Source organism: uncultured Tenacibaculum sp. (assembly GCF_947504135.1).
Lineage (GTDB): Bacteria > Bacteroidota > Bacteroidia > Flavobacteriales > Flavobacteriaceae > Polaribacter.
Window position 1 is genome coordinate 418,812 of record NZ_CANNGG010000001.1, and the last position, 23,825, is coordinate 442,636.

Annotated in this window: 31 protein-coding genes and 1 pseudogene; 22 read left to right on the top strand and 10 right to left on the bottom strand. The window is 31.8% G+C overall.

All coding sequences use genetic code 11. From position 1 onward, the window contains the following. The first annotated feature begins 26 nt into the window (after positions 1 to 26). The 8 genes from Q0663_RS01940 (at position 27) to tsaB (ending at position 5,803) form a co-directional block, all read left to right on the top strand. A complete protein-coding gene (locus tag Q0663_RS01940; protein ID WP_299005491.1) occupies positions 27 to 1,010 on the top strand; it encodes a cytochrome c oxidase subunit 3 in 984 nt (327 codons plus the stop codon). A 19-nt stretch (positions 1,011 to 1,029) separates the two neighbouring features. Continuing rightward, entirely contained in the window at positions 1,030 to 1,368 is a 339-nt protein-coding gene (locus tag Q0663_RS01945; protein WP_299005494.1) for a cytochrome C oxidase subunit IV family protein, read from the top strand. Between the two features lie 63 nt (positions 1,369 to 1,431). Next, complete coding sequence (locus tag Q0663_RS01950) at positions 1,432 to 2,079, top strand: hypothetical protein (RefSeq protein WP_299005497.1); 648 nt, start codon at positions 1,432 to 1,434, stop codon at positions 2,077 to 2,079. 13 nt (positions 2,080 to 2,092) lie between these two features. Next, entirely contained in the window at positions 2,093 to 2,740 is a 648-nt protein-coding gene (locus Q0663_RS01955) for an SCO family protein (protein ID WP_299005500.1), read from the top strand. 1 nt (position 2,741) lies between these two features. Beyond that, positions 2,742 to 3,266, top strand: coding sequence for a DUF420 domain-containing protein (locus Q0663_RS01960; protein ID WP_299005503.1), 525 nt, complete (start codon positions 2,742 to 2,744; stop codon positions 3,264 to 3,266). Between the two features lie 43 nt (positions 3,267 to 3,309). Beyond that, the gene (locus Q0663_RS01965; RefSeq protein WP_367171423.1) at positions 3,310 to 3,474 is read left to right on the top strand and encodes a hypothetical protein; all 165 of its coding nucleotides are present in this window, start codon (positions 3,310 to 3,312) and stop codon (positions 3,472 to 3,474) included. A 189-nt stretch (positions 3,475 to 3,663) separates the two neighbouring features. Then, positions 3,664 to 5,031, top strand: coding sequence for a TolC family protein (locus tag Q0663_RS01970; RefSeq protein ID WP_299005507.1), 1,368 nt, complete (start codon positions 3,664 to 3,666; stop codon positions 5,029 to 5,031). Between the two features lie 97 nt (positions 5,032 to 5,128). Beyond that, on the top strand, positions 5,129 to 5,803 hold the full coding sequence (gene tsaB / locus Q0663_RS01975; RefSeq protein WP_299005510.1) for a tRNA (adenosine(37)-N6)-threonylcarbamoyltransferase complex dimerization subunit type 1 TsaB: 675 nt from the start codon (positions 5,129 to 5,131) through the stop codon (positions 5,801 to 5,803). On the opposite strand, the gene Q0663_RS01980 is transcribed toward tsaB, so the two are convergent. The 4 genes and pseudogenes from Q0663_RS01980 to Q0663_RS01985 all read right to left on the bottom strand — a co-directional run bounded on the left by Q0663_RS01980 (position 5,800) and on the right by Q0663_RS01985 (position 7,299). After that, a complete protein-coding gene (locus Q0663_RS01980; protein ID WP_299005512.1) occupies positions 5,800 to 6,606 on the bottom strand; it encodes a mechanosensitive ion channel domain-containing protein in 807 nt (268 codons plus the stop codon). The two genes, tsaB and Q0663_RS01980, sit on opposite strands and share 4 nt — an antisense overlap. Before the next feature lie 58 nt (positions 6,607 to 6,664). After that, positions 6,665 to 6,793 (bottom strand): DUF1304 family protein, encoded by a 129-nt coding sequence (locus Q0663_RS12645; RefSeq protein ID WP_367171424.1) that lies wholly within the window; start codon positions 6,791 to 6,793, stop codon positions 6,665 to 6,667. Further along, positions 6,747 to 6,949: pseudogene (locus Q0663_RS12650) on the bottom strand (DUF1304 domain-containing protein); the annotation flags it as partial. The pseudogene Q0663_RS12650 and the gene Q0663_RS12645, both read right to left, overlap by 47 nt. A gap of 149 nt (positions 6,950 to 7,098) precedes the next feature. Beyond that, entirely contained in the window at positions 7,099 to 7,299 is a 201-nt protein-coding gene (locus tag Q0663_RS01985; RefSeq protein ID WP_274634773.1) for a dodecin family protein, read from the bottom strand. A gap of 172 nt (positions 7,300 to 7,471) precedes the next feature. Between Q0663_RS01985 and Q0663_RS01990 the strand changes: the two genes are divergently transcribed. Next, positions 7,472 to 7,819, top strand: coding sequence for a nicotinic acid mononucleotide adenyltransferase (locus Q0663_RS01990; RefSeq protein WP_299005515.1), 348 nt, complete (start codon positions 7,472 to 7,474; stop codon positions 7,817 to 7,819). Positions 7,820 to 7,873: 54 nt separating this feature from the next. Here the strand turns inward: Q0663_RS01990 and Q0663_RS01995 are convergent, their stop codons facing one another. Together Q0663_RS01995 and Q0663_RS02000 are read right to left on the bottom strand one after the other, a co-directional pair. Continuing rightward, the gene (locus Q0663_RS01995; RefSeq protein ID WP_274634775.1) at positions 7,874 to 8,512 is read right to left on the bottom strand and encodes a ribonuclease H family protein; all 639 of its coding nucleotides are present in this window, start codon (positions 8,510 to 8,512) and stop codon (positions 7,874 to 7,876) included. Then, positions 8,505 to 9,074 carry a phosphoribosylglycinamide formyltransferase gene (locus Q0663_RS02000; RefSeq protein WP_299005518.1) on the bottom strand — a complete coding sequence of 190 codons (570 nt, stop codon included), beginning with the start codon at positions 9,072 to 9,074 and terminating at the stop codon, positions 8,505 to 8,507. Before Q0663_RS02000 ends, Q0663_RS01995 begins: the two co-directional genes overlap by 8 nt. A 180-nt stretch (positions 9,075 to 9,254) precedes the next feature. On the opposite strand from Q0663_RS02000, the gene Q0663_RS02005 reads away from it, so the two are divergent. The 11 genes from Q0663_RS02005 (at position 9,255) to Q0663_RS02055 (ending at position 17,155) form a co-directional block, all read left to right on the top strand. Next, positions 9,255 to 9,491, top strand: a complete 237-nt coding sequence (locus Q0663_RS02005) for an acyl carrier protein (protein ID WP_028891431.1) — start codon at positions 9,255 to 9,257, stop codon at positions 9,489 to 9,491. Positions 9,492 to 9,497: 6 nt separating this feature from the next. Next, positions 9,498 to 10,748, top strand: a complete 1,251-nt coding sequence (gene fabF, locus Q0663_RS02010) for a beta-ketoacyl-ACP synthase II (protein ID WP_299005521.1) — start codon at positions 9,498 to 9,500, stop codon at positions 10,746 to 10,748. A gap of 6 nt (positions 10,749 to 10,754) precedes the next feature. After that, on the top strand, positions 10,755 to 11,492 hold the full coding sequence (rnc, locus tag Q0663_RS02015) for a ribonuclease III (protein WP_299005526.1): 738 nt from the start codon (positions 10,755 to 10,757) through the stop codon (positions 11,490 to 11,492). An 84-nt stretch (positions 11,493 to 11,576) separates the two neighbouring features. Then, positions 11,577 to 12,047: an IPExxxVDY family protein gene (locus Q0663_RS02020; RefSeq protein ID WP_299005529.1), complete on the top strand. Its 471-nt coding sequence runs from the start codon at positions 11,577 to 11,579 to the stop codon at positions 12,045 to 12,047. 4 nt (positions 12,048 to 12,051) lie between these two features. Next, positions 12,052 to 13,479, top strand: coding sequence for a pyruvate kinase (pyk, locus tag Q0663_RS02025; protein WP_299005532.1), 1,428 nt, complete (start codon positions 12,052 to 12,054; stop codon positions 13,477 to 13,479). A gap of 317 nt (positions 13,480 to 13,796) precedes the next feature. Continuing rightward, on the top strand, positions 13,797 to 15,407 hold the full coding sequence (locus Q0663_RS02030) for a hypothetical protein (RefSeq protein ID WP_299005535.1): 1,611 nt from the start codon (positions 13,797 to 13,799) through the stop codon (positions 15,405 to 15,407). Next, positions 15,361 to 15,792 (top strand): hypothetical protein, encoded by a 432-nt coding sequence (locus Q0663_RS02035; protein ID WP_299005538.1) that lies wholly within the window; start codon positions 15,361 to 15,363, stop codon positions 15,790 to 15,792. The genes Q0663_RS02030 and Q0663_RS02035 overlap by 47 nt, the downstream gene beginning before the upstream one ends. A 78-nt stretch (positions 15,793 to 15,870) precedes the next feature. After that, entirely contained in the window at positions 15,871 to 16,014 is a 144-nt protein-coding gene (locus Q0663_RS02040; protein WP_299005541.1) for a hypothetical protein, read from the top strand. Next, the gene (locus Q0663_RS02045) at positions 16,005 to 16,370 is read left to right on the top strand and encodes a hypothetical protein (RefSeq protein ID WP_299005544.1); all 366 of its coding nucleotides are present in this window, start codon (positions 16,005 to 16,007) and stop codon (positions 16,368 to 16,370) included. The genes Q0663_RS02040 and Q0663_RS02045 overlap by 10 nt, the downstream gene beginning before the upstream one ends. A gap of 161 nt (positions 16,371 to 16,531) precedes the next feature. Continuing rightward, positions 16,532 to 16,936: a hypothetical protein gene (locus tag Q0663_RS02050; protein ID WP_299005547.1), complete on the top strand. Its 405-nt coding sequence runs from the start codon at positions 16,532 to 16,534 to the stop codon at positions 16,934 to 16,936. A gap of 75 nt (positions 16,937 to 17,011) precedes the next feature. Continuing rightward, the gene (locus tag Q0663_RS02055) at positions 17,012 to 17,155 is read left to right on the top strand and encodes a hypothetical protein (RefSeq protein WP_299005549.1); all 144 of its coding nucleotides are present in this window, start codon (positions 17,012 to 17,014) and stop codon (positions 17,153 to 17,155) included. A 184-nt stretch (positions 17,156 to 17,339) separates the two neighbouring features. On the opposite strand, the gene Q0663_RS02060 is transcribed toward Q0663_RS02055, so the two are convergent. Further along, entirely contained in the window at positions 17,340 to 19,640 is a 2,301-nt protein-coding gene (locus Q0663_RS02060) for a M20/M25/M40 family metallo-hydrolase (protein WP_299005552.1), read from the bottom strand. Positions 19,641 to 19,745: 105 nt separating this feature from the next. Between Q0663_RS02060 and Q0663_RS02065 the strand changes: the two genes are divergently transcribed. After that, a complete protein-coding gene (locus tag Q0663_RS02065) occupies positions 19,746 to 20,210 on the top strand; it encodes a CBS domain-containing protein (protein ID WP_299005554.1) in 465 nt (154 codons plus the stop codon). On the opposite strand, the gene Q0663_RS02070 is transcribed toward Q0663_RS02065, so the two are convergent. Together Q0663_RS02070 and Q0663_RS02075 are read right to left on the bottom strand one after the other, a co-directional pair. Next, the gene (locus Q0663_RS02070) at positions 20,211 to 20,561 is read right to left on the bottom strand and encodes a hypothetical protein (protein ID WP_299005557.1); all 351 of its coding nucleotides are present in this window, start codon (positions 20,559 to 20,561) and stop codon (positions 20,211 to 20,213) included. Then, entirely contained in the window at positions 20,551 to 21,093 is a 543-nt protein-coding gene (locus tag Q0663_RS02075) for a GNAT family N-acetyltransferase (protein WP_299005560.1), read from the bottom strand. The genes Q0663_RS02070 and Q0663_RS02075 overlap by 11 nt, the downstream gene beginning before the upstream one ends. A gap of 171 nt (positions 21,094 to 21,264) precedes the next feature. On the opposite strand from Q0663_RS02075, the gene Q0663_RS02080 reads away from it, so the two are divergent. Next, a complete protein-coding gene (locus Q0663_RS02080; protein ID WP_299005563.1) occupies positions 21,265 to 21,600 on the top strand; it encodes a single-stranded DNA-binding protein in 336 nt (111 codons plus the stop codon). Between the two features lie 62 nt (positions 21,601 to 21,662). Here the strand turns inward: Q0663_RS02080 and Q0663_RS02085 are convergent, their stop codons facing one another. After that, positions 21,663 to 23,786 carry a Tex family protein gene (locus tag Q0663_RS02085; protein ID WP_299005566.1) on the bottom strand — a complete coding sequence of 708 codons (2,124 nt, stop codon included), beginning with the start codon at positions 23,784 to 23,786 and terminating at the stop codon, positions 21,663 to 21,665. Positions 23,787 to 23,825 lie beyond the last annotated feature (39 nt).

The following is a 23,825-nucleotide window of genomic DNA, read 5'->3' on the forward strand; positions in this document are numbered from 1 at the left end:
AAACAAAAATTAACAAAAAGAGATTTATGGGAGCAAATATTGCTGTAAATTCTGACAACAAAGAGACCTGGAGCGGAGGTGGAGTAAAACCATTTGGCGCTAGTTATGGGAAAATGATGATGTGGTTTTTCATCGTATCTGATGCATTAACTTTTTCGGGCTTTTTAGCAGCGTATGGTTTAACACGTTTTAAGTTTATTGACTCTTGGCCTATTGCTGATGAGGTATTTACACACTTTCCTGGTTTACACGGTGTTCATGCGCCGATGTATTACGTAGCATTAATGACGTTTATTTTAATTGTATCATCGGTAACAATGGTGTTAGCGGTAGATGCAGGTCATAAAATGCAAAAGAAAAAAGTAGCTTGGTATATGTTTGCTACCATCGTTTTTGGTATTATTTTCGTAGGCTCTCAGGCTTGGGAATGGAAAAACTTCATTAACGGTTCTTACGGAGCTGTTAAAACTGCCGATAACCATATTTTACAATTTGTAAAAGACGGACATCAAATAGCATTGGCTGATTTTGTTCATAATGATAGAAAAGACGGAAGAGTTCAACACCAAAGAGAAAATGGATTGTGGTTTGTAGACGAAGCAACAATTTCTCAATATTCAGTAGCTCAAGTTCAAGAAGCTTTTAAAGCAGATCCTTCTTTATTAATTAGAATCGAAAGAATTAATCCAGAAACGAAACAAAAAATTGTTTTATCAAGAGAAGAAAGTATCGCTAAGTTAGCTACAGCAACAAAAGTTGTTGAAGGAGCAAACTTAATAGAGAACGAATACGGTAACCCTATTTTTGCTGATTTCTTCTTCTTTATTACTGGTTTCCACGGATTCCACGTATTTTCAGGAATTATCTTAAATATCATTATCTTCTTTAACGTTGTATTAGGTACGTACGAGCGTAGAAGAAGTTACGAAATGGTTGAAAAAGTAGGTTTATATTGGCACTTTGTAGATTTAGTTTGGGTATTCGTATTTACTTTCTTCTACTTAGTATAATCAAAAAACAATAGTAAAAATGGGTCACGCACACGAATCAAATACAAAAAGAATCTGGATTGTTTTAGCAATCTTAACCATAGTAACAACAGTAGAGGTAGTTTTAGGTATTATTAAACCTGCTTCATTACACTTACACGGTTGGGGTACTAGTTGGTTAAACTGGATATTTATAATCTTAACAATAGTAAAAGCATATTATATTGCTTGGGCATTTATGCACTTAGAAGGAGAAAAACCTTGGTTAAGAAGAGCTATTGTTTGGACAGGTGTTTTCTTAATATGTTATTTAGTAACACTAGTGTTAATAGAAGGTGATTACTTATACGATACATTAGCACCATTAGTAAAGTGGTAATCAAAATAAAATGAGAAAAGAGGTGGTGTTAACCGCCTCTTTTTGTATATAAGATTTAGTAAAATGAATAAAACAAAAAGATACATAGTACTATTTGCGCTTTTTATAGTGCCGCTATTGTTTTATATTTTTTTATCACTAGGGATCAACAATTTTGCAAAGCTACCTGTGCTTACAGAAAATGTAATTGATATATCATCAGTAAGTAAACAACATCAATTTGATAAAAAAATATCAATTGTTACTTTTTTAGGAAAGAAGGTAGATGAAGTAAAAGGGGAATTATTCAATCTTAACGAGAAAATATACAAACCATTTTACGGATTTAAAGACTTTCAACTAATTGTAATAGCTTCTCCTGAAGTTAAAGACGATGTTGAAAAACTTGAAAAAGAAATTGGCGCTTATACCAATATGACTAGCTGGAAGTTTGTTTATGCGTCTGATACCGAAATTGAAGTGTTGTACGATAGCTTTAAAACAAACCAATCATTAGATGATAAACTGCACTCATCTAAAGCTTTTATTATTGATAAGGAAGGAAATCTAAGAGGAAGAGTTGACGATGAAGATAGTGTGGGTGGAAAGTTGTTTGGGTACAATATGACATCGGTAGCAGAGTTGAATAATAAAATGAAAGACGATGTTAAGGTTGTATTGGCAGAATATCGTTTAGCATTAAAAAAGAACAACGCAGACAGACAGATTTAATTAGACTTGAGTCATGAAAAAACAGAATTATTCTTACGTAGGTATTTCATTAATCGTTTTACTTTTCGGAATTTATGCTATTCCTAAAATTATAGCACACTTTCAAACAGCGAACTTGCACAAGTTTAACAAGGTGCCAGATTTTGAGTTTATCAATCAAGATGAGAAAGTAATTACCAATAAAGATTACGAAGGAAAAGTATATGTAGTTGAATTTTTTTTCGCTACATGTCCAACAATTTGTCCGTTAATGAATCAAAAAATGGTGGAAATTCAAAACGAATTTATGGGGAATCCTAATTTTGGAATCGCTTCGTTTTCAATTACTCCTGATATAGACACTCCACACCAATTAAAAGAATACGCTAAGAATAATGGTATAAACCATAAGAACTGGCATTTGTTAACTGGCAAAGGAGATGATGTAGTGTATGAGTTATCTAACGAAGGGTTTAAGTTGTATGCAGGTAAAGGAGAAGTTAGTCATGGCGGATTCGAACATTCAGGATTATTTGCTTTAGTAGATAAAGATGGATATATAAGATCACGATACGATGAAAACGGAAATCCGATAATGTATTACAGAGCATTAGACGAGCATGGTTTTGGTGATCAAATAACAGAGTTAAAAGAAGATATTAAGTTATTATTAAAAGAATAACATGAGTAGTACAGAAGAAAAAAAATATAAAAAATTCATTACAATAGTATCTATTGTAATTCCTATTGCAGTAGCAGCGTTGTTTGGTATTAAAATACCTAATGTAGAACCGTTGTCTTTTTTACCGCCTATTTATGCTAGTATTAACGGGTTTACAGCCGTATTATTAGTTGCTTCTGTTGTGGCTATAAAAAAAGGTAAAAGAAAATTACATGAGCAGTTAAATACAACAGCAATAATTTGTTCTGCGTTATTTTTAGTAATGTATGTAGCTTACCACATGACTTCTAATTCAACGCCATTTGGGGGAGAAGGAACAATAAGGTATGTGTATTTCTTTATTTTAATAACTCATATTTTATTATCTATCGTAATTATACCTTTTGTGTTAATTACCTTTATGAGAGCGCGTTTAGGGAATTTTCCTGAACATAAAAAAATAGCAAAAATCACATTTCCATTATGGTTGTATGTTGCAGTGACAGGAGTAGTAGTATATTTAATGATATCACCTTATTATGTATAAAAAAGTTATAGTATTAGCACTGTTTTTTTTATTTTCATTAAACATGTCTGCACAGTGTGCCATGTGTAAAGCTGTTATTGAAGGAGGTAATGAAACGGTTGCTGAAGGAGTAAATAACGGAATTACATATTTAATGGTTTTTCCTTATTTATTAGTGGGAATCCTTTTTTATTTTATCTACCGTCATAAAAAGAAAGGTAAAGCCTAACTCAATTTTAGTAATATTTTTTGTAACAAATAATGTTTTTAATCGTCATATAGTGGCAATTAAAAATAATTAATTGTTTTTGTTGTTGATTTTAAGGCTTTTAAAGGTTTTTTATTTGACAATAAAATGATATATTTCTGTTTTTGAAATATAAACTAGTTAATAATTTAAACAAAACATATTTATCTTTTGAAAACTAAAATTGCAATATTCACAGCTATATTTACTTCTCTAGCTGTTTTTTCTCAAAAACAATGGAACTTAAAAGAGTGTGTAGACTACGCTTTAGAAAATAACATAACAGTTAAACAAAACCGATTAAGCGTTCAATTAGCTAAAAAGGATGTTGAAATATCTAAAGGAAATTTTTTGCCTGATTTAGGATTTAGTAATTCTCATAGAGGATCTTTTGGGTTGTCTTCTGGGGTTAGTGGAGTTAATACCAGTGAAGATAGGTATTCAACAAACTTTGCTTTAGGAACTCAAGGTACTATTTTTAATGGTTTTAGAAACTTAAATTCTAAAAAACAAGCTTTACTCAGTGTTAAAGGGAGTGAGTTAGACTTAGCGAAAATAGAAAATGATATTTCTTTAAACGTAGTAAATGAATACCTAAATGTACTGTTTGCAAAAGAAAACCTTGCAGTAGCTAAAGTTCAAGCAGAAATAAGCAAAAAGCAGATTGAAAGAGCGAAAGCTCAATATGAAGGAGGGGCAATACCTAAAGGAGATTTATTAAATGTAGAGTCTACAGCAGCTAATGACGTCCAAAATGTAGTAATACAAGAAAACACATTAAGTATTGCTTTACTTAGATTAAGTCAGTTGTTACAAATTTCTTCAGAAGATTTTACTGTCGCAGATATTGAGGTAGGTTCACCATCAGCGGCTTTATTGTATGACAATTCCAGTGTGGTATACGAAAAAGCATTAACACAATGGCCAGATATAGAAAGGGCAGAATTAAACCTTGAAAACGCAGATTTAGGAATAGAATTAGCTAAAGGAGCTTATCTACCAACCCTAACTTATTCAGCAAATGCTAGCACATCTTATTTTACCGTTTTTGGTGAGCCTGATAGAAGAGTTGTTGGAGTTGATCCAGTGACACAATTACCTGTTTATGAGTCTTATGGTTTTTTTAAGCAATTAGATAATAATTTAAGTTACGGAGTAGGGGTTTCGTTAAATATTCCAATATTTAATCGTTTTCAAACAAAAAACAGAGTAGCTAAATCTACTATTGATAAAGAAGTTTCAGAGTTGGCTCTTGAAAATCAAAAATTGCAGTTGCAACAAGAAATTGAAAGTGCCTTTTTAGATGCTAAAGCAGCAGCAAAAACTTACGAAGCAGCACAAGCTTCTTTAGATGCTCAAAAAGAAGCCTTTAAAAACGCACAGGTAAGTTATGATTATGGGTCAATGACTCAGTTTGATTTCGATCAAGTGCGTAATAGATTAGTGAATGCAGAAGGAGCAATGATTAGAGCTAAATACGATTATGTATTTAAAACGAAAGTATTGAAATTTTACTACGGAGAGTCAATCGTTGACTAACTAAGAAAGATATATTTATTGCTGGAAGAGCCTTGTTAGAATTTTACTAATGAGGTTTTTCTTTATAATGTATCTTTGCCAAAAATAAATTTCAGATTTGGCAACAATCTTAAACATAGAAACAGCAACTAAAAATTGCTCGGTAAGTATAGCAAAAGATGGAGTAACCCTTGCTTTACAAGAGTTGAATGATGGTAATTATTCTCATGCTGAAAAACTACATCCATTTATTCAACAAGTGGTAGAGGAAGCTAAAATATCTTTCAATGATATTGATGCCGTAGCAGTTAGTAAAGGCCCTGGTTCTTACACGGGTTTACGTATCGGAGTTTCTGCTGCTAAAGGATTGTGTTTTGCGTTTGATAAACCTTTAATTTCTATAGAAACATTGTATTCTTTAGCTCATAAAGCTACTGTAGATAATGGAGTAATTGTGTCTATGTTAGATGCACGTCGTATGGAAGTTTATGCGGCTGTTTACGATAGTAATTATAAGCGGTTAAGAGAAATTAAAGCTGAAGTTATTGATGAAAACTCTTTTCAAGAATATTTGTCAGAAGGAAAAGTGTATTTTTTAGGAGATGGGGCAGAGAAGTGTAAAGAAGTTATTACACATGAAAATGCTGTTTTTATTGATGGTAAACATCCTTCAGCAAAAGAAATGGCACAATTAGGTTACGATAAGTACAAAAAAAACGACATCGAAGATGTCGCTTATTTTGAACCTTTTTATTTAAAAGATTTTGTGGTTACGCCTGAAAAAAAACGTTAACTCTCTTTGTGAATTTCCACAGAGTGAGGGTAAGGTATTTCTATTCCGGCTTTATCTAAGGCAATTTTAGTATTTTCTGTTATGTCGAAGTAAACAGCCCAATAATCTTCTGTTTTAGACCAAGGTCTAACAGCAAAATTTACAGAACTATCTGCCAATTCAGATACATTTACTGTAGGAGCAGGGTCTTTTAATACTTTTGGGTGAGATGTAATAACATTCATTAATATTTCTTTAGTTTGCTTAATATCTGCATCGTAAGAAACACCAAAGGTTAAATCTACTCTACGTGTACCTTCGGCAGAGTAATTAACAATGTTTCCATTAGATAAAGAACCATTAGGTATAATTATTTCTTTGTTAGATAAGCCCGTAAGCTTGGTAGTAAATATTTCTATTTCTTTTACAACACCAATTTCACCTTGAGCCTCTATTAAATCTCCAATCTTAAAAGGTTTAAAAAGCATAATTAAAACACCGCCAGCAAAATTACCTAAAGAACCTTGTAAAGCTAAACCAACAGCTAAACCTGCAGATGCTAATATTGCTGCAAAAGAAGTCGTTTCTACTCCAAGTTTTGCTATAACTGTAATAATTAAAAGAATTTTTAACGTCCAATGCAGTAAGTTAACTAAGAATTTTTGCAGAGTAATATCTACATCTCTTTTAGTCATTATTTTTTTGGTGGCTCTAAGCAATAGGCCAATAATATAAGAACCTACAATGTAAATAATAATAGCCATAATCGCTTTTGGAGCGTAGGTGATTATTAAATCTTGAAATTTTTCTAAATACTTTTCCATTAGTTAAGGTAAATTTTAGTAATTAATAAATGAATTTTAGTAGTGGTTATTTTTTTATCTATAGAATTAAACTAGCTAATGCTAATAAAGCTAGGATAGATTGAATGGCAAAAATACGAGGTTTTTTTGTAGAAAAAGAACCATAAAGACCTGCAATAAACACACAGATTAGAAAAAAATATAGCAATATCGTATTTTTGTGAAATCATAGACCAGATTAAACCAACTGCTAAAAAGCCATTATACAAACCTTGATTGGAAGCTAATACTTTGGTTTCTTTAGCAAACTGTTTTGATTTTAATCCGAAGGTTTTATGCCTTTGGGTTGCGTCCATAAAAACATTTCAAGTATTACGATGTAAATATGAATTAATGAAACAAAAGCTATTAAAGTGTATTATAAACCATTCATAAATATTTGAAAATTAAACAAGCGGTTTCGAAAATAATTAATCAAAACCGCAAATGCTAGTAGTTAGTATATAGTTTTGGTTATTTTACTTCAAAAGTAACCTTAAGATTTACTCTAAACTCTGTGACTTCGTCATTATTTACAACCACACTTTGTGATTGCACAAAGGCAGACTTAATACCTTTTACCGATTTTGAAGCTTGTTTAATCGCTTTTTTTGTAGCATCTTCCCAACTCTTTTCAGAGTTTGCTAAGATTTCAATAACTTTCATTACAGCCATAATTTCTCGTTTTTTATAATTGTTATGTAAATATAAGGATTTTGATTTTTTATTTTGCTGAAAATTAATCAATTATATTTTTAATGTTAATTTAATGTTATGTAAATGTTTCGAATATGTAAAATTTTTGTATATTTGTGTTATCTGGTATTAACTTTAAAAGATTTAGATTATGAAAAAATTAGTATTAGCAGTATGCATGTTGTCGGTAGGATTGTTACAAGCTCAAGAAGTAGAGCCAAAATATGAAGTAACAGGAGAGTTAGTGAAAGTCACGTATTATTACGAAAATGGTGCTATTAAAGAACAAGGTTTTTTCAAAGATAAAAAGTTAGAAGGTACTTGGACGTCTTTTGATACAAAAGGGAACAAAGTGGCAATTGGTCATTATGAAGCAGGAAAAAAAGTAGGTAAGTGGTTTATGTGGAAAGAAGATGGGTTGAAAGAAATCGATTTTAAAGATAATGCCATAGCAAGCGTACAAACTTGGAAAGAAGAAACCAAAATGGCAGTGAAATAAGTTAATATTTTGCAGAATAAGAGAATTGACCGAGTATTTTATATACTCGGTTTTTTATTTTCTACCAAAATCAGCAGGAATTTCGCCCCATGCCTTAGTTTCCCATTTTAACAATGGATTTTTATAAGAATTTTCTTGTAGCCATTTTTCGGCACGTTTTATTAAATCTAATATCTCTTTGTTAGAGCTGTCAAAAACAATATTTGTTCTGCATTGTTTCTTTTTAACCCAACTCATAGCAATTTTTGAATCGGAATAAATAGGATAAGTATCCATTTTTTTACTTTTTAGTAAAGCAATTCCGTGAACTAAAGCTAAAAACTCACCAATATTGTTGGTTCCATTCTTAAAAGGCCCCATTCTAAAAATTTCTTTTTTACTGTGGGTAAGTACACCTCGGTATTCCATTATTCCAGGATTACCAGCACAAGCAGCATCAACCGAGATGCTTTCTAGAATAGGAGTTCCATATTTAGCTTTCTCTGTAGCTGATAAAGTAGGCTTTTTAGTGTCTTTTCCTTTGTATTCGTTATAACTTTTACTCAACGCAAGTTCTGCCTCTTTTTTATCGGCAAAAGCCTTGTATTGAGCTCCTGTAAAACCATCAATTTGTTTTTTACAAGCATCCCAAGATGAAAAAACACCCGTTTTTTTCCCTTTCCAAACGACGTAGTATTTTTTCTTTTTACTCATTTTGTAAAATTACCTCTTCAATCACCTTCGGAAAATGCTCATATTCTAACTCGTGAACTTTTTGAGCAATCGTTTCTGGTGTGTCTTCAGAAGAAACAGCCGTTTTAGCTTGAAAAATAATAGCTCCTTCATCATAATTTTCATTCACATAATGGATGGTAATACCTGTTTCAGGCTCATTATTTTCTTTTACAGCCTTATGAACATACATTCCATACATGCCTTTCCCACCATATTTTGGTAATAATGCAGGATGAATATTGATGATTTTATTAGGGAAAGCTTCAACAATTTTAGCAGGAATACGCCATAAAAAGCCAGCCAACACGATAAAATCGGCTTCTACATGCAAGAAATTTAAAACAGTGTCATCTTTTGTAAAACTTTCTCTATCAAAGAGCGATGCGTCTATTCCAAGTCTTTCGCAACGGTCAAAAACTTTGGCATGTTCATTGTTAGAGAGCACGTGAGTAACAATTGCAGTTTGAGTTGAGTTGAAGTATTTTATGATATTTTCGGCGTTAGAACCCGATCCTGAAGCAAAAATTACAATGCGTTTCATGTTAAAATTCAGTTGTTTTGTTACTACAAAAAAAAGAATAATTATTAACAATGGTGGTATTTGTAGCAAAATATTCAGGTATTTTTTTTAATTTAGACATCACATTTTTGTGCAAAAGTTAGAATTAATAACTAAGATTTGTATTTTTGCCACGATTTTAAATTTTAAAACAAACAAATTATGTCAGACATTGCATCAAGAGTAAAAGCAATTATCGTAGACAAATTAGGAGTAGACGATAACGAAGTAACTAACGAAGCAAGCTTCACAAACGATTTAGGAGCAGATTCTTTAGATACAGTTGAGTTAATCATGGAATTCGAGAAAGAATTTGATATTCAAATTCCAGATGATCAAGCAGAAAACATTGGTACTGTAGGTCAAGCGATTAGCTATATTGAAGACGCAAAAAAATAAGATTATATGCAATTAAAACGAGTTGTAGTAACTGGACTTGGCGCATTAACGCCAATAGGAAACAATAAAGAAGAGTATTGGAATAGCTTGGTTAACGGAGTTAGCGGAGCAGCACCTATAACGTATTTTGATGCTGCCAAGTTCAAAACTCGTTTCGCATGTGAGCTGAAAGATTTTAATGCGACCGATTTTATTAATAGAAAAGAGGCGCGTAAAATGGATAGGTTTACGCAGTATGCGATGGTTGCTTCAGATGAAGCAATTGCTGATGCGAAATTAAACCTTGATGACGTTAATAAATTAAGAGTTGGCGTTATTTGGGGAGCTGGTATTGGAGGGCTAGAAACATTCCAGAATGAAGTATTGAATTATGCTGAAGGTGATGGAACACCTAAGTTTAATCCATTCTTTATCCCAAAAATGATTGCAGATATTGCACCAGGAAACATTTCTATTAAAAATGGATTTATGGGGCCAAATTATACTACGGTATCTGCTTGTGCATCATCGGCTAATGCCATGATTGATGCTTTAAACTATATAAGACTTGGTCATTGTGATGTAGTTGTAACAGGTGGTAGTGAAGCTGCTGTTACAATTGCTGGTATGGGAGGTTTTAATGCGATGCATGCTTTATCTACTAGAAATGAGAGTCCAGAAACAGCTTCAAGACCATTTGATGCTGAGCGTGACGGATTTGTGCTAGGTGAAGGAGCAGGAGCTATTATCTTAGAAGAATACGAACATGCCAAAGCTCGTGGAGCAAAAATTTATGCTGAAGTTATAGGTGGAGGGTTGTCTTCGGATGCTTACCATATGACGGCACCACATCCTGATGGAATAGGTGTAATTGCAGTAATGAAAAACTGTCTTGAAAATGCTGGAATAAAACCAGAAGACGTAGATCATATCAACACTCACGGTACTTCAACCCCCCTAGGAGATGTTGCAGAATTAAAAGCGATCTCTGAAGTTTTTGGAGATCATGCTAAAAACATTAATATCAACTCAACAAAGTCTATGACAGGACATTTGTTAGGTGCTGCTGGTGCAGTTGAAGCTATCGCTTCATTATTAGCCATGGAGCACGGTGTTGTTCCCCCAACAATTAATCATAGTAACGTTGATGAAAATATCAACCCTGAGTTAAATTTAACGTTAAACAAAGCTCAAAAAAGAGAGATTAAGGTTGCAATGAGCAATACATTTGGTTTTGGTGGTCATAATGCTTGTGTAGCCTTTAGAAAACTAGATTAATTTTTTATGAATTTTCTTCGTAGAATTGTCAAACCCCAAAATAAGGAGGACGAAAACTTCTACTACGAATTAAAAGAGTTACTTAATTTTAAGCCGATTAAGTTATCGCTTTATAAAAAAGCATTTACACACAGATCTCTAAAGTTAGTTGACAGTAAGGGAAACCCAGTTAACTATGAACGCTTAGAGTTTTTGGGAGATGCTATTTTAGGTACAGTAATCGCTTCTTACCTATTTAAGAAAGTGCCCGATGGAGACGAAGGGTACTTAACACAAATGCGATCTAAAGTTGTAAGTAGACAGCATTTGAATGATTTAGGTAAAGATTTGGACTTAATTAAATTTGTAAAAAGTAATATTTCCAAAGAACATGTTAGTAATAATATTCATGGAAATATTTTTGAAGCCCTCGTAGGAGCTATTTATTTAGATAGAGGGTATAACTACTGTCATCAGTTTATTTATGAACAAGTAATAATGCCTTATGTAGATATTGAAAGACTTGAAGGTAAAATATCGAGCTACAAAGGTTTTGTTATAGAATGGTGTCAAAAACAGAAAAAGAAATATAAATTTGAGTCTTATGAAGATTCAGGTAACCAGAATAAGAAGCATTTTAGCGTACGTGTAAGTATAGATGGTAACATCATAGCAAAAGGTAGAGCTACTTCTAAGAAAAAAGCAGAAGAAATAGCCGCTAAAAGAGTGTACTACGCTATGCAAAGTCAAATGTTAAATAGTTAACATTTATGTAAAAACGTTTTCGAAAAATTTACACACTATTTTAGATACATTCATTAATTTAGCAAAAAGCAAATAGTTGTTTTTATGCCAATTTATGAGGTAAATATTAATGATTTTTCTAACGACGATTACACGTTAATAGGCATCCATACTACTTTGAATGACTATAGATTAGCTTATTTGTTAAATAAACACTTACAAGTTAATTTTCGTAAAGCAAATTATAATTTAGATTTTTTTCAAAAGAATATAGAGTCTTCATATGCTGTATATGAGTATGCAAATGTAGAATTAGATCAAGATTGGTTTTTAATATCCAATGTATTTAAATATACTCTAGAAGCAGAATCAATAAGTCTTTTTGGTCAGAGTGATTCAACTAGTTACTTGATTCCAGAAAAGAAAAAAGTTGATTTTTTCTTAAAAATAGAAGGAGAATTTGATGGTGATTTTATGTTAAAACTGACAGAAAAGATAAATCAAATTCCACAAATAATAACCTCTTACGAAATAGAGATAAACTCATTAAAGTCGAAAGACTTTTTAATTTTTTAATAATATGCCACACAACAAGAAAACAAAAATTGTAGCAACATTAGGTCCAGCAACAAACACTAAAGAGATTTTAGCTGATATGGCTGCGGCTGGTGTAAATGTTTTTAGAATTAATTTTTCACATGCTGACTATGAAGTAGTAAAAGAACGTGTACGTCAAATACGTGAAATAAATGAAGAAAGAGGCTATAATGTAGCAATATTAGCTGATTTACAAGGTCCTAAGCTTAGAGTTGGTGTAATGCAAGAGGGAGTAGAATTAAAAGCGGGAGATACTTTTACTTTTACTACAGAAAAGTGTGAAGGAACACAAGAAAAAGCATACATGACTTACCAACGCTTTCCAAAAGACGTAAAGGTAGGAGAGAAGATTTTAGTTGATGACGGTAAGTTGTTGTTTGAAGTAACTGCAACAGATAAAGAAAGTGAAGTTGTAACTAAAGTAGTTGTAGGTGGAGCCCTAAAATCGAAAAAAGGAGTTAACCTGCCAAATACAAAAATTTCATTACCAGCTTTAACAGAAAAAGATAAAAAAGATGTAGTTTTTGCTCTGGAACAAGAGGTAGACTGGATTGCACTTTCGTTTGTAAGAACACCAGAAGATTTACGTATTCTTCGCGATTTAATTAAGCAGAAATCTCGTTATAGAGTTCCAGTAATAGCAAAAATAGAAAAGCCTGAAGCTGTTGAGAATATTGATGCTTTAATTCCTTATTGTGACGGATTAATGGTTGCTCGTGGTGATTTAGGAGTTGAAGTACCAATGCAAGATGTACCTTTAATTCAAAAAAGCTTGGTTCGTAGAGCTAAACAAGCAAGAATTCCTGTAATTATTGCAACACAAATGATGGAAACCATGATTGAAAACTCTGTACCAACAAGAGCAGAGGTAAATGATGTAGCAAACTCTATTATGGATGGTGCTGATGCAGTTATGCTATCAGGAGAAACATCGGTTGGTAAACATCCGGTACGAGTTATTCAAAAGATGACAGAGATTATTGGAAGCGTAGAGTTTTCAGATTTGATTGAAGTTCCGCAAGAACCGCCACATATTCGCACAAAAAGATTCATTACAAAATCGGTTTGTCATCATGCAGCACTAATGGCAGATGATATTAATGCATCTGCAATCTCTACTTTAACGAATAGCGGGTATACAGCTTTTCAAATTTCAGCTTGGAGACCAAAATCGCATGTGTTGGCGTTTTCATCTGAGAAAAGAATTTTAGGAAAATTAAACCTTCTATGGGGCGTTAGAGCTTATTTTTACGATAGAGAATTAAGTACTGATGATACTATTGAAGATATTAACGAGATAGCTAAAGAAAAAGGCTATGTAAAAACAGGAGATTTTATGATAAACTTATCTTCAATGCCTGTAAAAGCAAAGGGAATGGTAAACACCTTACGTATTTCTCATATTGACTAAATAAAGATAATAGAATATAAAAAAGCTCAACTTTAAAAGTTGAGCTTTTTTGTTTTAAAATACTGACACCCTTATAATTGACTTAGCTGTTTCTAAATTTTTTATGTTTTAATTTGGGATTAAGTAGCAGTAAGTTAGGTTTTTACGCTAAAAATGTTAAAGAAAACTCAGGGTTATCCCTGAGAAGAAGTTAAAACAATTAGGGATATCCCTAATTGTGTATTGAATTTAAAGAGTTTACTTTTAGCAAAAATTGTAAACATTTAAATTTTAGATATATAAAAAACAAAAGAAACACAATTGCTAATCTTTTAAAAATGGGTGTTTTCCTGTTTGGGGTTTCATTGTTGTTATGGAACTGTGAAGACGATAAAACAGAAGGTTTAACAGAGGTAGAATTATATAAGCAAACCTTATTGGTAAATACAAAACTTGTAAGTCAAAAACTAGGTTTAGGAGAGAATAATATCTTTATAAGATGGGATAAACCAACAATTTTGGTTCTAGATAAAAAAAATCAAGGAGGGGTTTATCAATACGATATAGAGCAAAAGGAGCCTGTATCTAATAATTCAAATTTATTTGTAGATAAACTTACGTTTAAACTAATTGTAAGAGAAAAAGAAGGAGCTATAGAAGATGTTCAGATATATAGGTACGAGCCGTTTAAGGAATCTTTAAATACAGCGCCTAGCGAGATAGCTAAAGAAGGATTTAGTGGAATGAAGTTTATTTTTAATGAATTGGCTGAATTAGAGGATATTTATACCTATAAATTAGGGAAAAAGATAAGCACTTTTAATGAGACAAAATCAGAGAGAATAGATAAGCACAAAAATATTCTTTATCCAAAAATGGACGATTCAGAATTTGATAGCTGTTTAGATTTGAATGGAAAGCCATTAGAAGGATGTAACAATGGGGGAGGCTCAGGTTCTGGTTCAGGAGGAGGCTATGTTACAGAAACCACTCGTCATTATACAAATTGGTATAATAGGTGTGATTCATGTACCAGTAATGATGGAAAAATATATAATTATGGAGGTATAAATTATATTTATGTGCATACTAAGTATAATGGTTCAACTACGCGTTGGGTATGGGTTTCAAGTGGAGGCGATCGTTATATAGATGTTTATAATTCTAATAGTCCTTCAGGAGGAGGACCTGCATATGATGGTGAAGATAGGGAATATTCAAGTGGAGGTGGAAATAACGGTTATGAACTACCATGCCCTATTGGTTTTGAAAAAGTAGGAGATAATTGCGTTAAAATTGTTGAAAGTTATGAAGACGACATTATAGACGAAACCAACAACCCTTGTGTAGGCGATATTATAAAAGAACTACAGAAAAAAGACACGTATGGTGCTTTGGTGCCCGATTTAAAAGGGAAAGGGCATCTCTCAGAAATGGTGTTAGATTTGTTTGGTAAATGTAAAAATTACGATTTAACTATTAATGTAGCACAACTGGGTACAAACCCTGAAGGACATCCTATAAATGCTCAAACCAACGGAATTGAAAGTATTACTTTAGATACCGACTTGGTAAAAGATGCTACCCAACTCTCTATAGCCAAAACTTTAATACATGAAAGTTTACATGCTTTTATTAATCTTAACATAGATAAATACAATAGAAATAATACTTTTATACAAGCTATAGGACTTTATTATACAAAGTATAAAAATGACTCAAATTTATCACAGCATAATTTTATGAGTCAGTTTGTAGAAGCAGTGGCGTATTCATTATCGGCTTATGACAATCACCAGCAAAGCATGGACTATTATATAGCCATGAGCTGGGGAGGATTAGAATCGTCGGATGCTTATAAAAAGCTACCAAATAAAACAGCAATTCAAAAAATAATTAACAATGAACGATATGCAAAAAGTGATGCGAAAAGTACTAAATGCCCGTAATTTTATCTATCTATCTATCTATCTATTTATAACTGGTTGTGCTACTACTAGAAGTAATAGAGATTCTTCTACTTTATATTATCAAGAAAAACATAGTTCTAAAAGTGGATTTTCAAGCATCATTATCAATTCTTTTTATGATGATAAATATAAAGACAAAATTTTAGCTTTAGTAACGGTTAATGGGGTTTGTATTCTTGGTAAATATGAAAATGAAAATATACTTCCCATAGAAATAAAAACAATTCCTAATAATAAATATAAAATAGAAATATCTTCTCCAGGGTTACTACCACTTAAAATTAAAAAACTTAGAATAAAAAAAGGAGATTCAATAGTTATTAACGCTTATTTAAAAGAAGATACAAGACCAATAGTTGATTAAACATAAATAAGGAGTAGAAAACCTACTCCTTTTTTAACCTATTCTTTTTATTCCGCTTGCGACAATTATCAACAGCCTATGGAGTATTATACTGCTATGAGTTGGGGAGGATTAGAATCGTCAGATGCTTATAAAAAACTACCGAATAAAACAGCAATAGAAAAAATTATAAAAAATGAAAGATATGCAAGAAGCGATGCCAAGAGTACTAAGTGTCCGTAATTTTATTTATTTATTTATTTATCACGGGGTGTTACACTAGCAAAAAAACAGTTAGTGATACTACTAGTTCTAGTTATGAGATAAAAAAATTCAAATCATCAGATAACTGGATTACCATAAATGCATATGATAATGAAATTTCATATGGTAAGCTTATACCTATTATAAAAATTAATAAATTATATTTTTTTGATGATGGTATTGAAACATTTAACGTGGAAGGGTCTAAGCATAATATAAGGATTTCTCATATTGGTAAAATACCAATAACTATAAAAGACTTAGTTGTAAAAAAAGGAGACTCTATAGTAATTAATGCTTATTTAAAAGATGACCCTACACCCATAGTTGATTAAGTACAAAAGGAGTGGGTTTTTCACTCCTTTTTTGTTGTTTTCTTACGATAATCATCAGCAAGATATGAGTTATTATACTGCGATGTCTTGGGGAGGCTTAGAAAGTTCAAGTACTTATCAAGCACTATCAAATAAAACACAAATTGAAAAAATCATAAAAAATGAAAGATATGCAAGAAGCGATGCTAAAAGTACTAAATGTAAATAAATTGATATGCGTATATATATGTTTATTAATATTTGGATGCAGTAGTTCAAAAGAAAGTTTCAATAAAAACTTTTCTAATTATACTGTAAATAAATTCAAATCTGATCGTAGATCTATTAAAATAAATGCTTTGGATAAAGGGTTTCCTTATGACACAATACCAAGCCCTCTTATAATTATAAATAACCTTTATTTTGGTGAAACGAGTTTTTTTAGACCAAAAGTTGGTAAGCATAATATAGAAATAGCGTCACCAGGGAAAGTCAGTGTTATAATAAAAGATTTAGTTGTAAAAAAAGGAGATTCTATAGTGATTAATGCCTACTTAAAAGAAGATACAAGACCAATAGTTGATTAAGCATAAATAAGGAGTAGAAACCTACTCCTTATTTAAATCTATTCATTATCATCTTACAGCAATCATCAACAGTCTATGGAGTATTATAAAGCTATGTCGTGGGAAGGGTTAGAGAGCTCAAGTATTTATCAAGCATTACCTAATAAACCAGATATTCAAAAAATAATTAACAACGAAAGATATGCTAAAAGCGATGCAAAAGGTACTAAGTGGAATTAATTTTACTCTAATTATATTAATTTTTTCTTCTTGTGGTTCTGCTTCTATTAGCAGAATTCCACAAGAATTATACAAAGAAGAGTATAAAATAATAAATATCTTTTTTACTAAGGATATTAAAGATAATATTTACCTACACAAAAAACAATGCTTTTTTATTTAGCGTAAGAAAATTTTTATTGGTTTATAATTTAAGTTTCCGAGTACAAATAATAGCATCGTTAACCACAAAAGGCATGGGCATCATTACTTCACTTCTTGGTTTGATAGTAAACTTAGGGTGTGATAGTAAATCGTTAGATATTTCGTGTAATGTAATGTCGGGTTCTATATTTTTATCAATAGAAAAAGAAATAGTTAAATCACTATCAGTATTTGCCATTTGGTAAATAAGTAACGTGCCTTTATCAGCAGTAAAAGCTTTTCCAGAGTCATATAAAGTACCATTAATGGTTAGGTCAGTTAAGGTAATTTTAGAAGCTGTAAATAATTCATATTTAGCGATAGTTCTAGTAGGTGTAATAGTAAGAGAGATGTTTCTCTTCCCATTACTAATAGTGTCTTTATTGATATTGATGTTAGAAACAGCAATGTCTTTATTATCTGTTTTTTTATAATAATTAAAAGAAGTATTGTACTTGCTATTTCCAGCAAGCAAATCTTTTCCTCCTTGAGGGGAATCTTCATCAAAAAATTGTTTAGTATATCCGTCTAGGGTTTTATTATGACTAACCCAATATGAAGTATTAGTATCAGAATTTTGGATGAATACTAAGCTGTTAGGTTTTTTCTTTTCTATTGAAAATCCACTATTAAAAGTAGCTAAAATAAAAAAAAGTAGTGCTATAAAACCTGTAAGAGCTTGCCACCCATTTTTTAGTTTTTCTTGCTGAAAAACAGGAAGCATAAATCCGAAAAGAAGGACTAAAAGTACAGCAGAAATTAATAGCATTTTTAAGCCTAAAGCAACAGGAAATAGTTGAACCATTGGGGCAACCATATAAATAGTTGGAATTGATAAAACAGCAAACAAAGTACCTCTAGATTCCTTTTTAATGTTCATAAAAAGGAGAATTGCTAAAATAAATAATGAAGCATATACAGGAATAATTAAAAAACCAGCACCTGGAAGGTTTGTATATATAAGGTAATTTACAACCAATCCAAAGGTAATAGGAGCAACCAATAAATCTGTTGTTTTGTGTTCTTTAAAGAACGAGTATGTTTTAAAAATTATCCAAAGGTTTAAGAACACAAAAGCGATGATGTATTGATGTCCGTTATAAGTAAACCCGTGTAACATATCGGTATACTGCGGATGAATAATTAATAGCAATTGCCATAAACCATACGATATTCCTATACAGATTACTAAGGAAATGATATAAGGGATAAATCCTTTTAACATTCCAACAGTGGTGATTTTTTTTCTTGAAATTCCTACAAAAACCAACGCAATAAAAATAACTAGGGAAATAATAAACATAGGCAAAACCCAAGAAAAAGGATAGGTTAAAAGCTTTGTAAAAGGAAAGTTGATATAAATATAGTCGGTGTCACTGTTTAAATTACTTAAGTCAGCATCTGCAAAATAGTTTAATGTACTAGTTAAGTAATCTGCTTGATGCAATAAGGTTTCTCTGTTTAATCGTTCGTAAGAGTCTTGTTCGGTATGATAATCAAAATGATCGTCAATAAAAGCAAAATTAAATCCGTTGATATTCCCTTTTTCTCTAAAAACCGTTAAATCGGTATCGTTAGGTAGCTTTTTGTATACTCCATACATCAAAGAGTTGGCGGCAGGATAATTTGGATTTGCTTTCAGAAATTCAGTAAGTAATGTTTTATTTTTTCCGTTAGTTTCCATCAGCATATAACTAGATCCACCACTACCACGTGCTTCAAAATTTAAAACTAAACCAACATCTTTTGCCCAAGGGTGCTTTTCAACAAAGGCTTGCGCTCCTAGTAAACCTAATTCTTCTGCATCTGAAAAGAGAATGATAATATCGTTTTTGGGCGTTTTATTTGCTGCTAAGTAAGCTCTAACACCTTCTAAAATAATTACGACACCAGAACCCGCGTCACTAGCTCCAAGTGAAGAATGTGGATTGGAATCGTAATGTGATAATAGTAGCAAAGCTTTGCTACTGTCACTTCCCTTAATTCTGGCAAGAATATTTTCTGTGGTTGTAGCAGCTCTCCATTTTTTATTGATAGCTGTTTGATATTGAACTTCGGGTGTTAATCCTATTTTTTTTAATTCTTGTACAAGATATTCTTGTACAATTTTGTGCTCCTCTGTACCGGTATGATGTGGTTTTTGAGAAATGTTTTTTAGATGATATAACGCGTTGTCTACAGAAAAATCAGCGGTTTTTATTTCTTTTTTACTAGATGATACACTAGGTATCATATCACTAAAGCTCCAATAAACTGTTAAAATGATAATGATTACAGCTAGGTAATTTCTTGATGTTTTCATAGTTTAATTTTATCCCTTATAAAAATAGGGAATTTATTTTTTAACATTCGTGATTTTAATTAGTTAAAAATCAGTATATTTAAGTCTAACCTAAAACTAATTATTATGGGAATTATCAATTTTCAAGGTAAACGAAATAATCCACCAGAAAAAGAGAAGGAGCCAATTTTAGTGTCAGATTATATGACGAAAAAGCTTATTACGTTTAAAGAAGAACAATCTATTGAAGAGGCCATTAATATTTTAATCAATAATAAAATATCAGGAGGCCCTGTTGTAAATGATAATAATGAATTGGTAGGTATTATTTCAGAAGGTGATTGTATAAAGCAAATTTCAGATAGCAGATATTATAATTTACCGATAGAGAATAGTACTGTTGGAAGAGCGATGGTGAAAGAGGTTGAAACGATAGATGGTACTACGAACATATTAGATGCAGCCAATAAATTTTTACAATCTCGTAGAAGACGTTTTCCTATCGTTCAAAACGGTAAGCTAGTCGGTCAAATTAGCCAAAAAGATGTGTTAATTGCAGCGATGAAGCTTAAAGGAAATACTTGGAAGTAGTTATTCTTGTTTAACTAATAAATAGAATTCATTTTCCAGTTCTAAATATCCTTGGTCGTACACATAATAATAGGTGTTTCCTGTTTTTGTGGTGTATAAAGATGTGATAAATTTAAAGTCGAAACCCCTATCAAATAACTTGCGACGTGTTACTTTGGTTTTGCCAGAACCATTTAACTCCGAAAGAATTTTATAGTTTTTTCGTAAGCGGTTATTGGTGTTTCTGATAAGGTTTTTACTATCCTTGTTCACCTTGTTATTGTAGGTATTTCTACAGTAATCGGAACAGAATTTTTTATCAATCCTTCCTATTACTTTTTCACCACACTCTAAACACTTTTTATTTTCCATAATGTGATTTTTTAAGTTCATACCAGTTTACATCCACACCCTTAAAGCCAAATTCATTCACAAATTGTAAACCTATTTTTTGTAGAATTTTGTTAGAACCAATATTTTCTACATCAGCAGCACCGTAAATAATATCATAATTCATTTCCTTAAAGCCGAAATCTAAACAAGCAAAAGCAGATTCAGAAGCATACCCTTTACCCCAAAAACGCGGAATAAAACGATAACCGATATCAATAAAATCAGTAAATCCATTTAATTCTTCTTTTTCTCCTGTATTGAGTTTCAATCCTGACCATCCAATGAATTCTCCTGATTCTTTTTCAAAAGCAGCAAACCTGCCAATACCTCTTTCTTTGTATTGTTCTTCAAAAAATGTGATGATATCTTCTGCTTGCTTGTAAGTGGTAATTGGATTGTTTCCTAAATATTTATGCACTTCAGCGTTTGAGTCTAACTCAAAAATTCCTTCTGTTTCACTTTCTCTAAATTCTCTTAAAATTAAGCGCTCGGTTTCTAAATAAAATCTCATGCTCTAACTGTTTGATTTCAAATATATTAAAAATATTTAAACGATTACATTCAATTACAAACGAAAACAAATGATTACTAACCGTTTTTAATTTGTACGGTGTTTCATCTTTGCAGTGTCAATTCGTTTGAATGACAGAGTCTTAACTGTTTAACATTAAAAACAAATATTATGAACGCACTAAAAAACAGAGTACAGTTAATTGGAAATTTAGGAACTACACCAGAAATCATCACATTAGAAAGTGGTAAGAAGCTAGCAAAATTTGCTATTGCAACCAACGAAACATATAAAAACGCACGTGGTGAAAAGGTTACCGATACACAATGGCACAATGTGGTTGCTTGGAACAAAACAGCTGAAATTATTGAGAAGTACTTAGAAAAAGGAAAAGAGGTAATGATTGAAGGTAAATTAACCTCTCGTTCTTTTGAAGATAAAGATGGTAACAAACGTTACATTACAGAAGTAGTTTGTAATGAGCTATTGATGTTAGGAAATAAATAAGTGGGAAAACTACTATGATGAAAGAAAAAGTAAAAGAGCGGTTATTAAGCGCTCTTTTTATATTATAAATTCATACTTAACTGAATACGTTTTCTAGCAATATCAACTTCTAACACTTTTACCTGAACATGTTGATGCAAACTCACATGTTCATTTACATCTTTAACAAATGTATCAGATAGATTAGATACATGTACCAAGCCACTTTCTTTAATACCTATATCAACAAAGCAACCAAAATTGGTAATATTATTTACAATTCCGGGTAGTATCATACCTGTTCGTACATCATCTATTGTTTTAATATGCTCGTTAAAACTAAAAGCTTTGGCTGTTGAACGAGGATCTAATCCTGGTTTTTCCAGCTCTTTTATAATATCTTGTAGCGTTGGTAATCCGTAAGAATCGGTTACATATTGCTGGAGTTTAATTTGTTTTAAAACAGAAGAGTTACCAATCAAGTCATCTACTTTTTTACCAGCATCTTTGGCGATTTGTTTTACTAAAGTATAACGTTCTGGATGTACAGCAGAATCATCTAGCGGGTTGTCACCATTTTTAATTCGTAAGAAACCGGCAGATTGCTCAAAGGCTTTTCCTCCTAAACGAGGTACTTTCTTTATTGCTGTTCTATTTGGAAAAGCTCCGTTTTCGTTTCTATAATTCACAATATTTTCAGCTAATTTAGAACCTATACCAGAAACATAGCTTAATAAGGAAGCGCTAGCTGTATTAATGTTTACACCAACTCTGTTTACGCAGTGTTCTACTACAGTATCTAATGATTTTTTTAATTGTGTTTGATCTACATCGTGCTGATATTGCCCTACGCCAATCGATTTTGCTTCAATTTTTACCAATTCAGCTAAAGGATCAGCTAATCTACGACCGATAGAAACAGCTCCACGAACAGTTACATCATAATTAGGGAACTCATCTCGTGCAATTTTTGACGCTGAATAAATAGAAGCTCCCGCTTCACTTACAACAAACACTTCTACGGGATTTTTAAAATAGACACTTTTTAGCAAACGTTCAGTTTCTCTTGAAGCAGTTCCGTTACCTATAGCAATAGCTTCAATTTTATAAGCGTTGGCTAAAGAACTAAGTTTATTCATAGCTTCTTTTGATTGGTTCTGAGGTGCATGCGGAAAAATAGTTTCGTTATGTAACAAATCTCCTTGTTCGTTTAAACAAACCACTTTACAACCCGTTCTAAATCCAGGATCAATAGCTAAAATTCGTTTTTCACCTAACGGAGAACCTAATAGTAATTGTTGTAGGTTTTTAGTAAATACTTTGATGGCACTTTCATCTGCTCTTTCTTTAGCAATTGTTAAAGCTTCGTTTGATAGTGCAGGGAACAACAAACGTTTGTATGCATCGGCAATAGCTAGTTTAATTTGTTCTGCACATTCGTTATGTGAACGAATAATTCTGTCTTCTATTTTTTGAAGTGCTCGTTCGTCGTCAATACTAATTTTTACACGAATGAAACCTTCTTTTTCTGCACGTAAAATAGCTAACAATCTGTGAGAAGGAATTCGACTTAGGTTTTCTTCCCAATCAAAATAATCTTTAAATTTTTGAGCAGCTTCGTCCTCTTTTTTAGTTTTGACAACCTTGGTTGCAATGGTTGCAAAACGCTCTAATTGATAACGAATATTATTACGGACATCCGTTCGTTCGTTAATCCATTCAGAAATAATATGACGGGCACCTTCTAAAGCTTCGTCTATTTGTTCTACTTCGTTCGAAATGTATTTTGAAGCAGTAAATTCCAAATCGTTTACTCGCTGACTCATAATTATCTTCGCCAACGGTTCTAACCCGTTTTTACGAGCTGTTTCTGCTTTAGTTTTTCGTTTCTTCTTATAAGGAAGGTAAATATCCTCTAAGGAGGTTAAGTCTTCTGTCTTTTCAATTTTTGTTTTTAACTCATCAGTTAAAGCATCTTGTTCTTCAATGGCTTTTAAAATTGCTGATTTTCGTTTTTCTAAGACTTCAAACTGTTCTTTTAGTTGTACAATTTGACCGATTTCAACTTCATCTATATTTCCGGTTTTCTCTTTTCGGTAACGAGCAATAAAGGGAACGGTACAATCTTCATTTAACAGTTCAATAGTATTTTGAATTGATTTTTGAGAGATTTGAGTACGAGAGGTTATATAGGAGATAAGTTGCATTGAAAATTATTTTAGAATAAAAAACCTCGCAAATTTTGC

Bases quoted from the DNA above. Each gene is read 5' to 3' on its own strand.
- Q0663_RS01995 (WP_274634775.1), bottom strand. From the start codon at position 8,512: ATGAGTAAAAAGAAAAAATACTACGTCGTTTGGAAAGGGAAAAAAACG.
- Q0663_RS01950 (WP_299005497.1), top strand. From the start codon at position 1,432: ATGAATAAAACAAAAAGATACATAGTACTATTTGCGCTTTTTATAGTG.
- Q0663_RS02040 (WP_299005541.1), top strand. From the start codon at position 15,871: ATGGAGTATTATACTGCTATGAGTTGGGGAGGATTAGAATCGTCAGAT.
- Q0663_RS01960 (WP_299005503.1), top strand. From the start codon at position 2,742: ATGAGTAGTACAGAAGAAAAAAAATATAAAAAATTCATTACAATAGTA.
- Q0663_RS02060 (WP_299005552.1), bottom strand. From the start codon at position 19,640: ATGAAAACATCAAGAAATTACCTAGCTGTAATCATTATCATTTTAACA.
- Q0663_RS01940 (WP_299005491.1), top strand. From the start codon at position 27: ATGGGAGCAAATATTGCTGTAAATTCTGACAACAAAGAGACCTGGAGC.
- Q0663_RS02050 (WP_299005547.1), top strand. From the start codon at position 16,532: ATGAAAGATATGCAAGAAGCGATGCTAAAAGTACTAAATGTAAATAAA.
- Q0663_RS01955 (WP_299005500.1), top strand. From the start codon at position 2,093: ATGAAAAAACAGAATTATTCTTACGTAGGTATTTCATTAATCGTTTTA.
- fabF (WP_299005521.1), top strand. From the start codon at position 9,498: ATGCAATTAAAACGAGTTGTAGTAACTGGACTTGGCGCATTAACGCCA.
- Q0663_RS02065 (WP_299005554.1), top strand. From the start codon at position 19,746: ATGGGAATTATCAATTTTCAAGGTAAACGAAATAATCCACCAGAAAAA.
- Q0663_RS02000 (WP_299005518.1), bottom strand. From the start codon at position 9,074: ATGAAACGCATTGTAATTTTTGCTTCAGGATCGGGTTCTAACGCCGAA.
- Q0663_RS02085 (WP_299005566.1), bottom strand. From the start codon at position 23,786: ATGCAACTTATCTCCTATATAACCTCTCGTACTCAAATCTCTCAAAAA.
- Q0663_RS01980 (WP_299005512.1), bottom strand. From the start codon at position 6,606: ATGGAAAAGTATTTAGAAAAATTTCAAGATTTAATAATCACCTACGCT.
- pyk (WP_299005532.1), top strand. From the start codon at position 12,052: ATGCCACACAACAAGAAAACAAAAATTGTAGCAACATTAGGTCCAGCA.
- Q0663_RS02055 (WP_299005549.1), top strand. From the start codon at position 17,012: ATGGAGTATTATAAAGCTATGTCGTGGGAAGGGTTAGAGAGCTCAAGT.
- rnc (WP_299005526.1), top strand. From the start codon at position 10,755: ATGAATTTTCTTCGTAGAATTGTCAAACCCCAAAATAAGGAGGACGAA.
- Q0663_RS01990 (WP_299005515.1), top strand. From the start codon at position 7,472: ATGAAAAAATTAGTATTAGCAGTATGCATGTTGTCGGTAGGATTGTTA.
- Q0663_RS02005 (WP_028891431.1), top strand. From the start codon at position 9,255: ATGTCAGACATTGCATCAAGAGTAAAAGCAATTATCGTAGACAAATTA.
- Q0663_RS01985 (WP_274634773.1), bottom strand. From the start codon at position 7,299: ATGGCTGTAATGAAAGTTATTGAAATCTTAGCAAACTCTGAAAAGAGT.
- Q0663_RS02020 (WP_299005529.1), top strand. From the start codon at position 11,577: ATGCCAATTTATGAGGTAAATATTAATGATTTTTCTAACGACGATTAC.
- Q0663_RS01965 (WP_367171423.1), top strand. From the start codon at position 3,310: ATGTCTGCACAGTGTGCCATGTGTAAAGCTGTTATTGAAGGAGGTAAT.
- Q0663_RS02030 (WP_299005535.1), top strand. From the start codon at position 13,797: ATGGGTGTTTTCCTGTTTGGGGTTTCATTGTTGTTATGGAACTGTGAA.
- Q0663_RS02080 (WP_299005563.1), top strand. From the start codon at position 21,265: ATGAACGCACTAAAAAACAGAGTACAGTTAATTGGAAATTTAGGAACT.
- Q0663_RS01945 (WP_299005494.1), top strand. From the start codon at position 1,030: ATGGGTCACGCACACGAATCAAATACAAAAAGAATCTGGATTGTTTTA.
- Q0663_RS02075 (WP_299005560.1), bottom strand. From the start codon at position 21,093: ATGAGATTTTATTTAGAAACCGAGCGCTTAATTTTAAGAGAATTTAGA.
- Q0663_RS02035 (WP_299005538.1), top strand. From the start codon at position 15,361: ATGAACGATATGCAAAAAGTGATGCGAAAAGTACTAAATGCCCGTAAT.
- Q0663_RS02070 (WP_299005557.1), bottom strand. From the start codon at position 20,561: ATGGAAAATAAAAAGTGTTTAGAGTGTGGTGAAAAAGTAATAGGAAGG.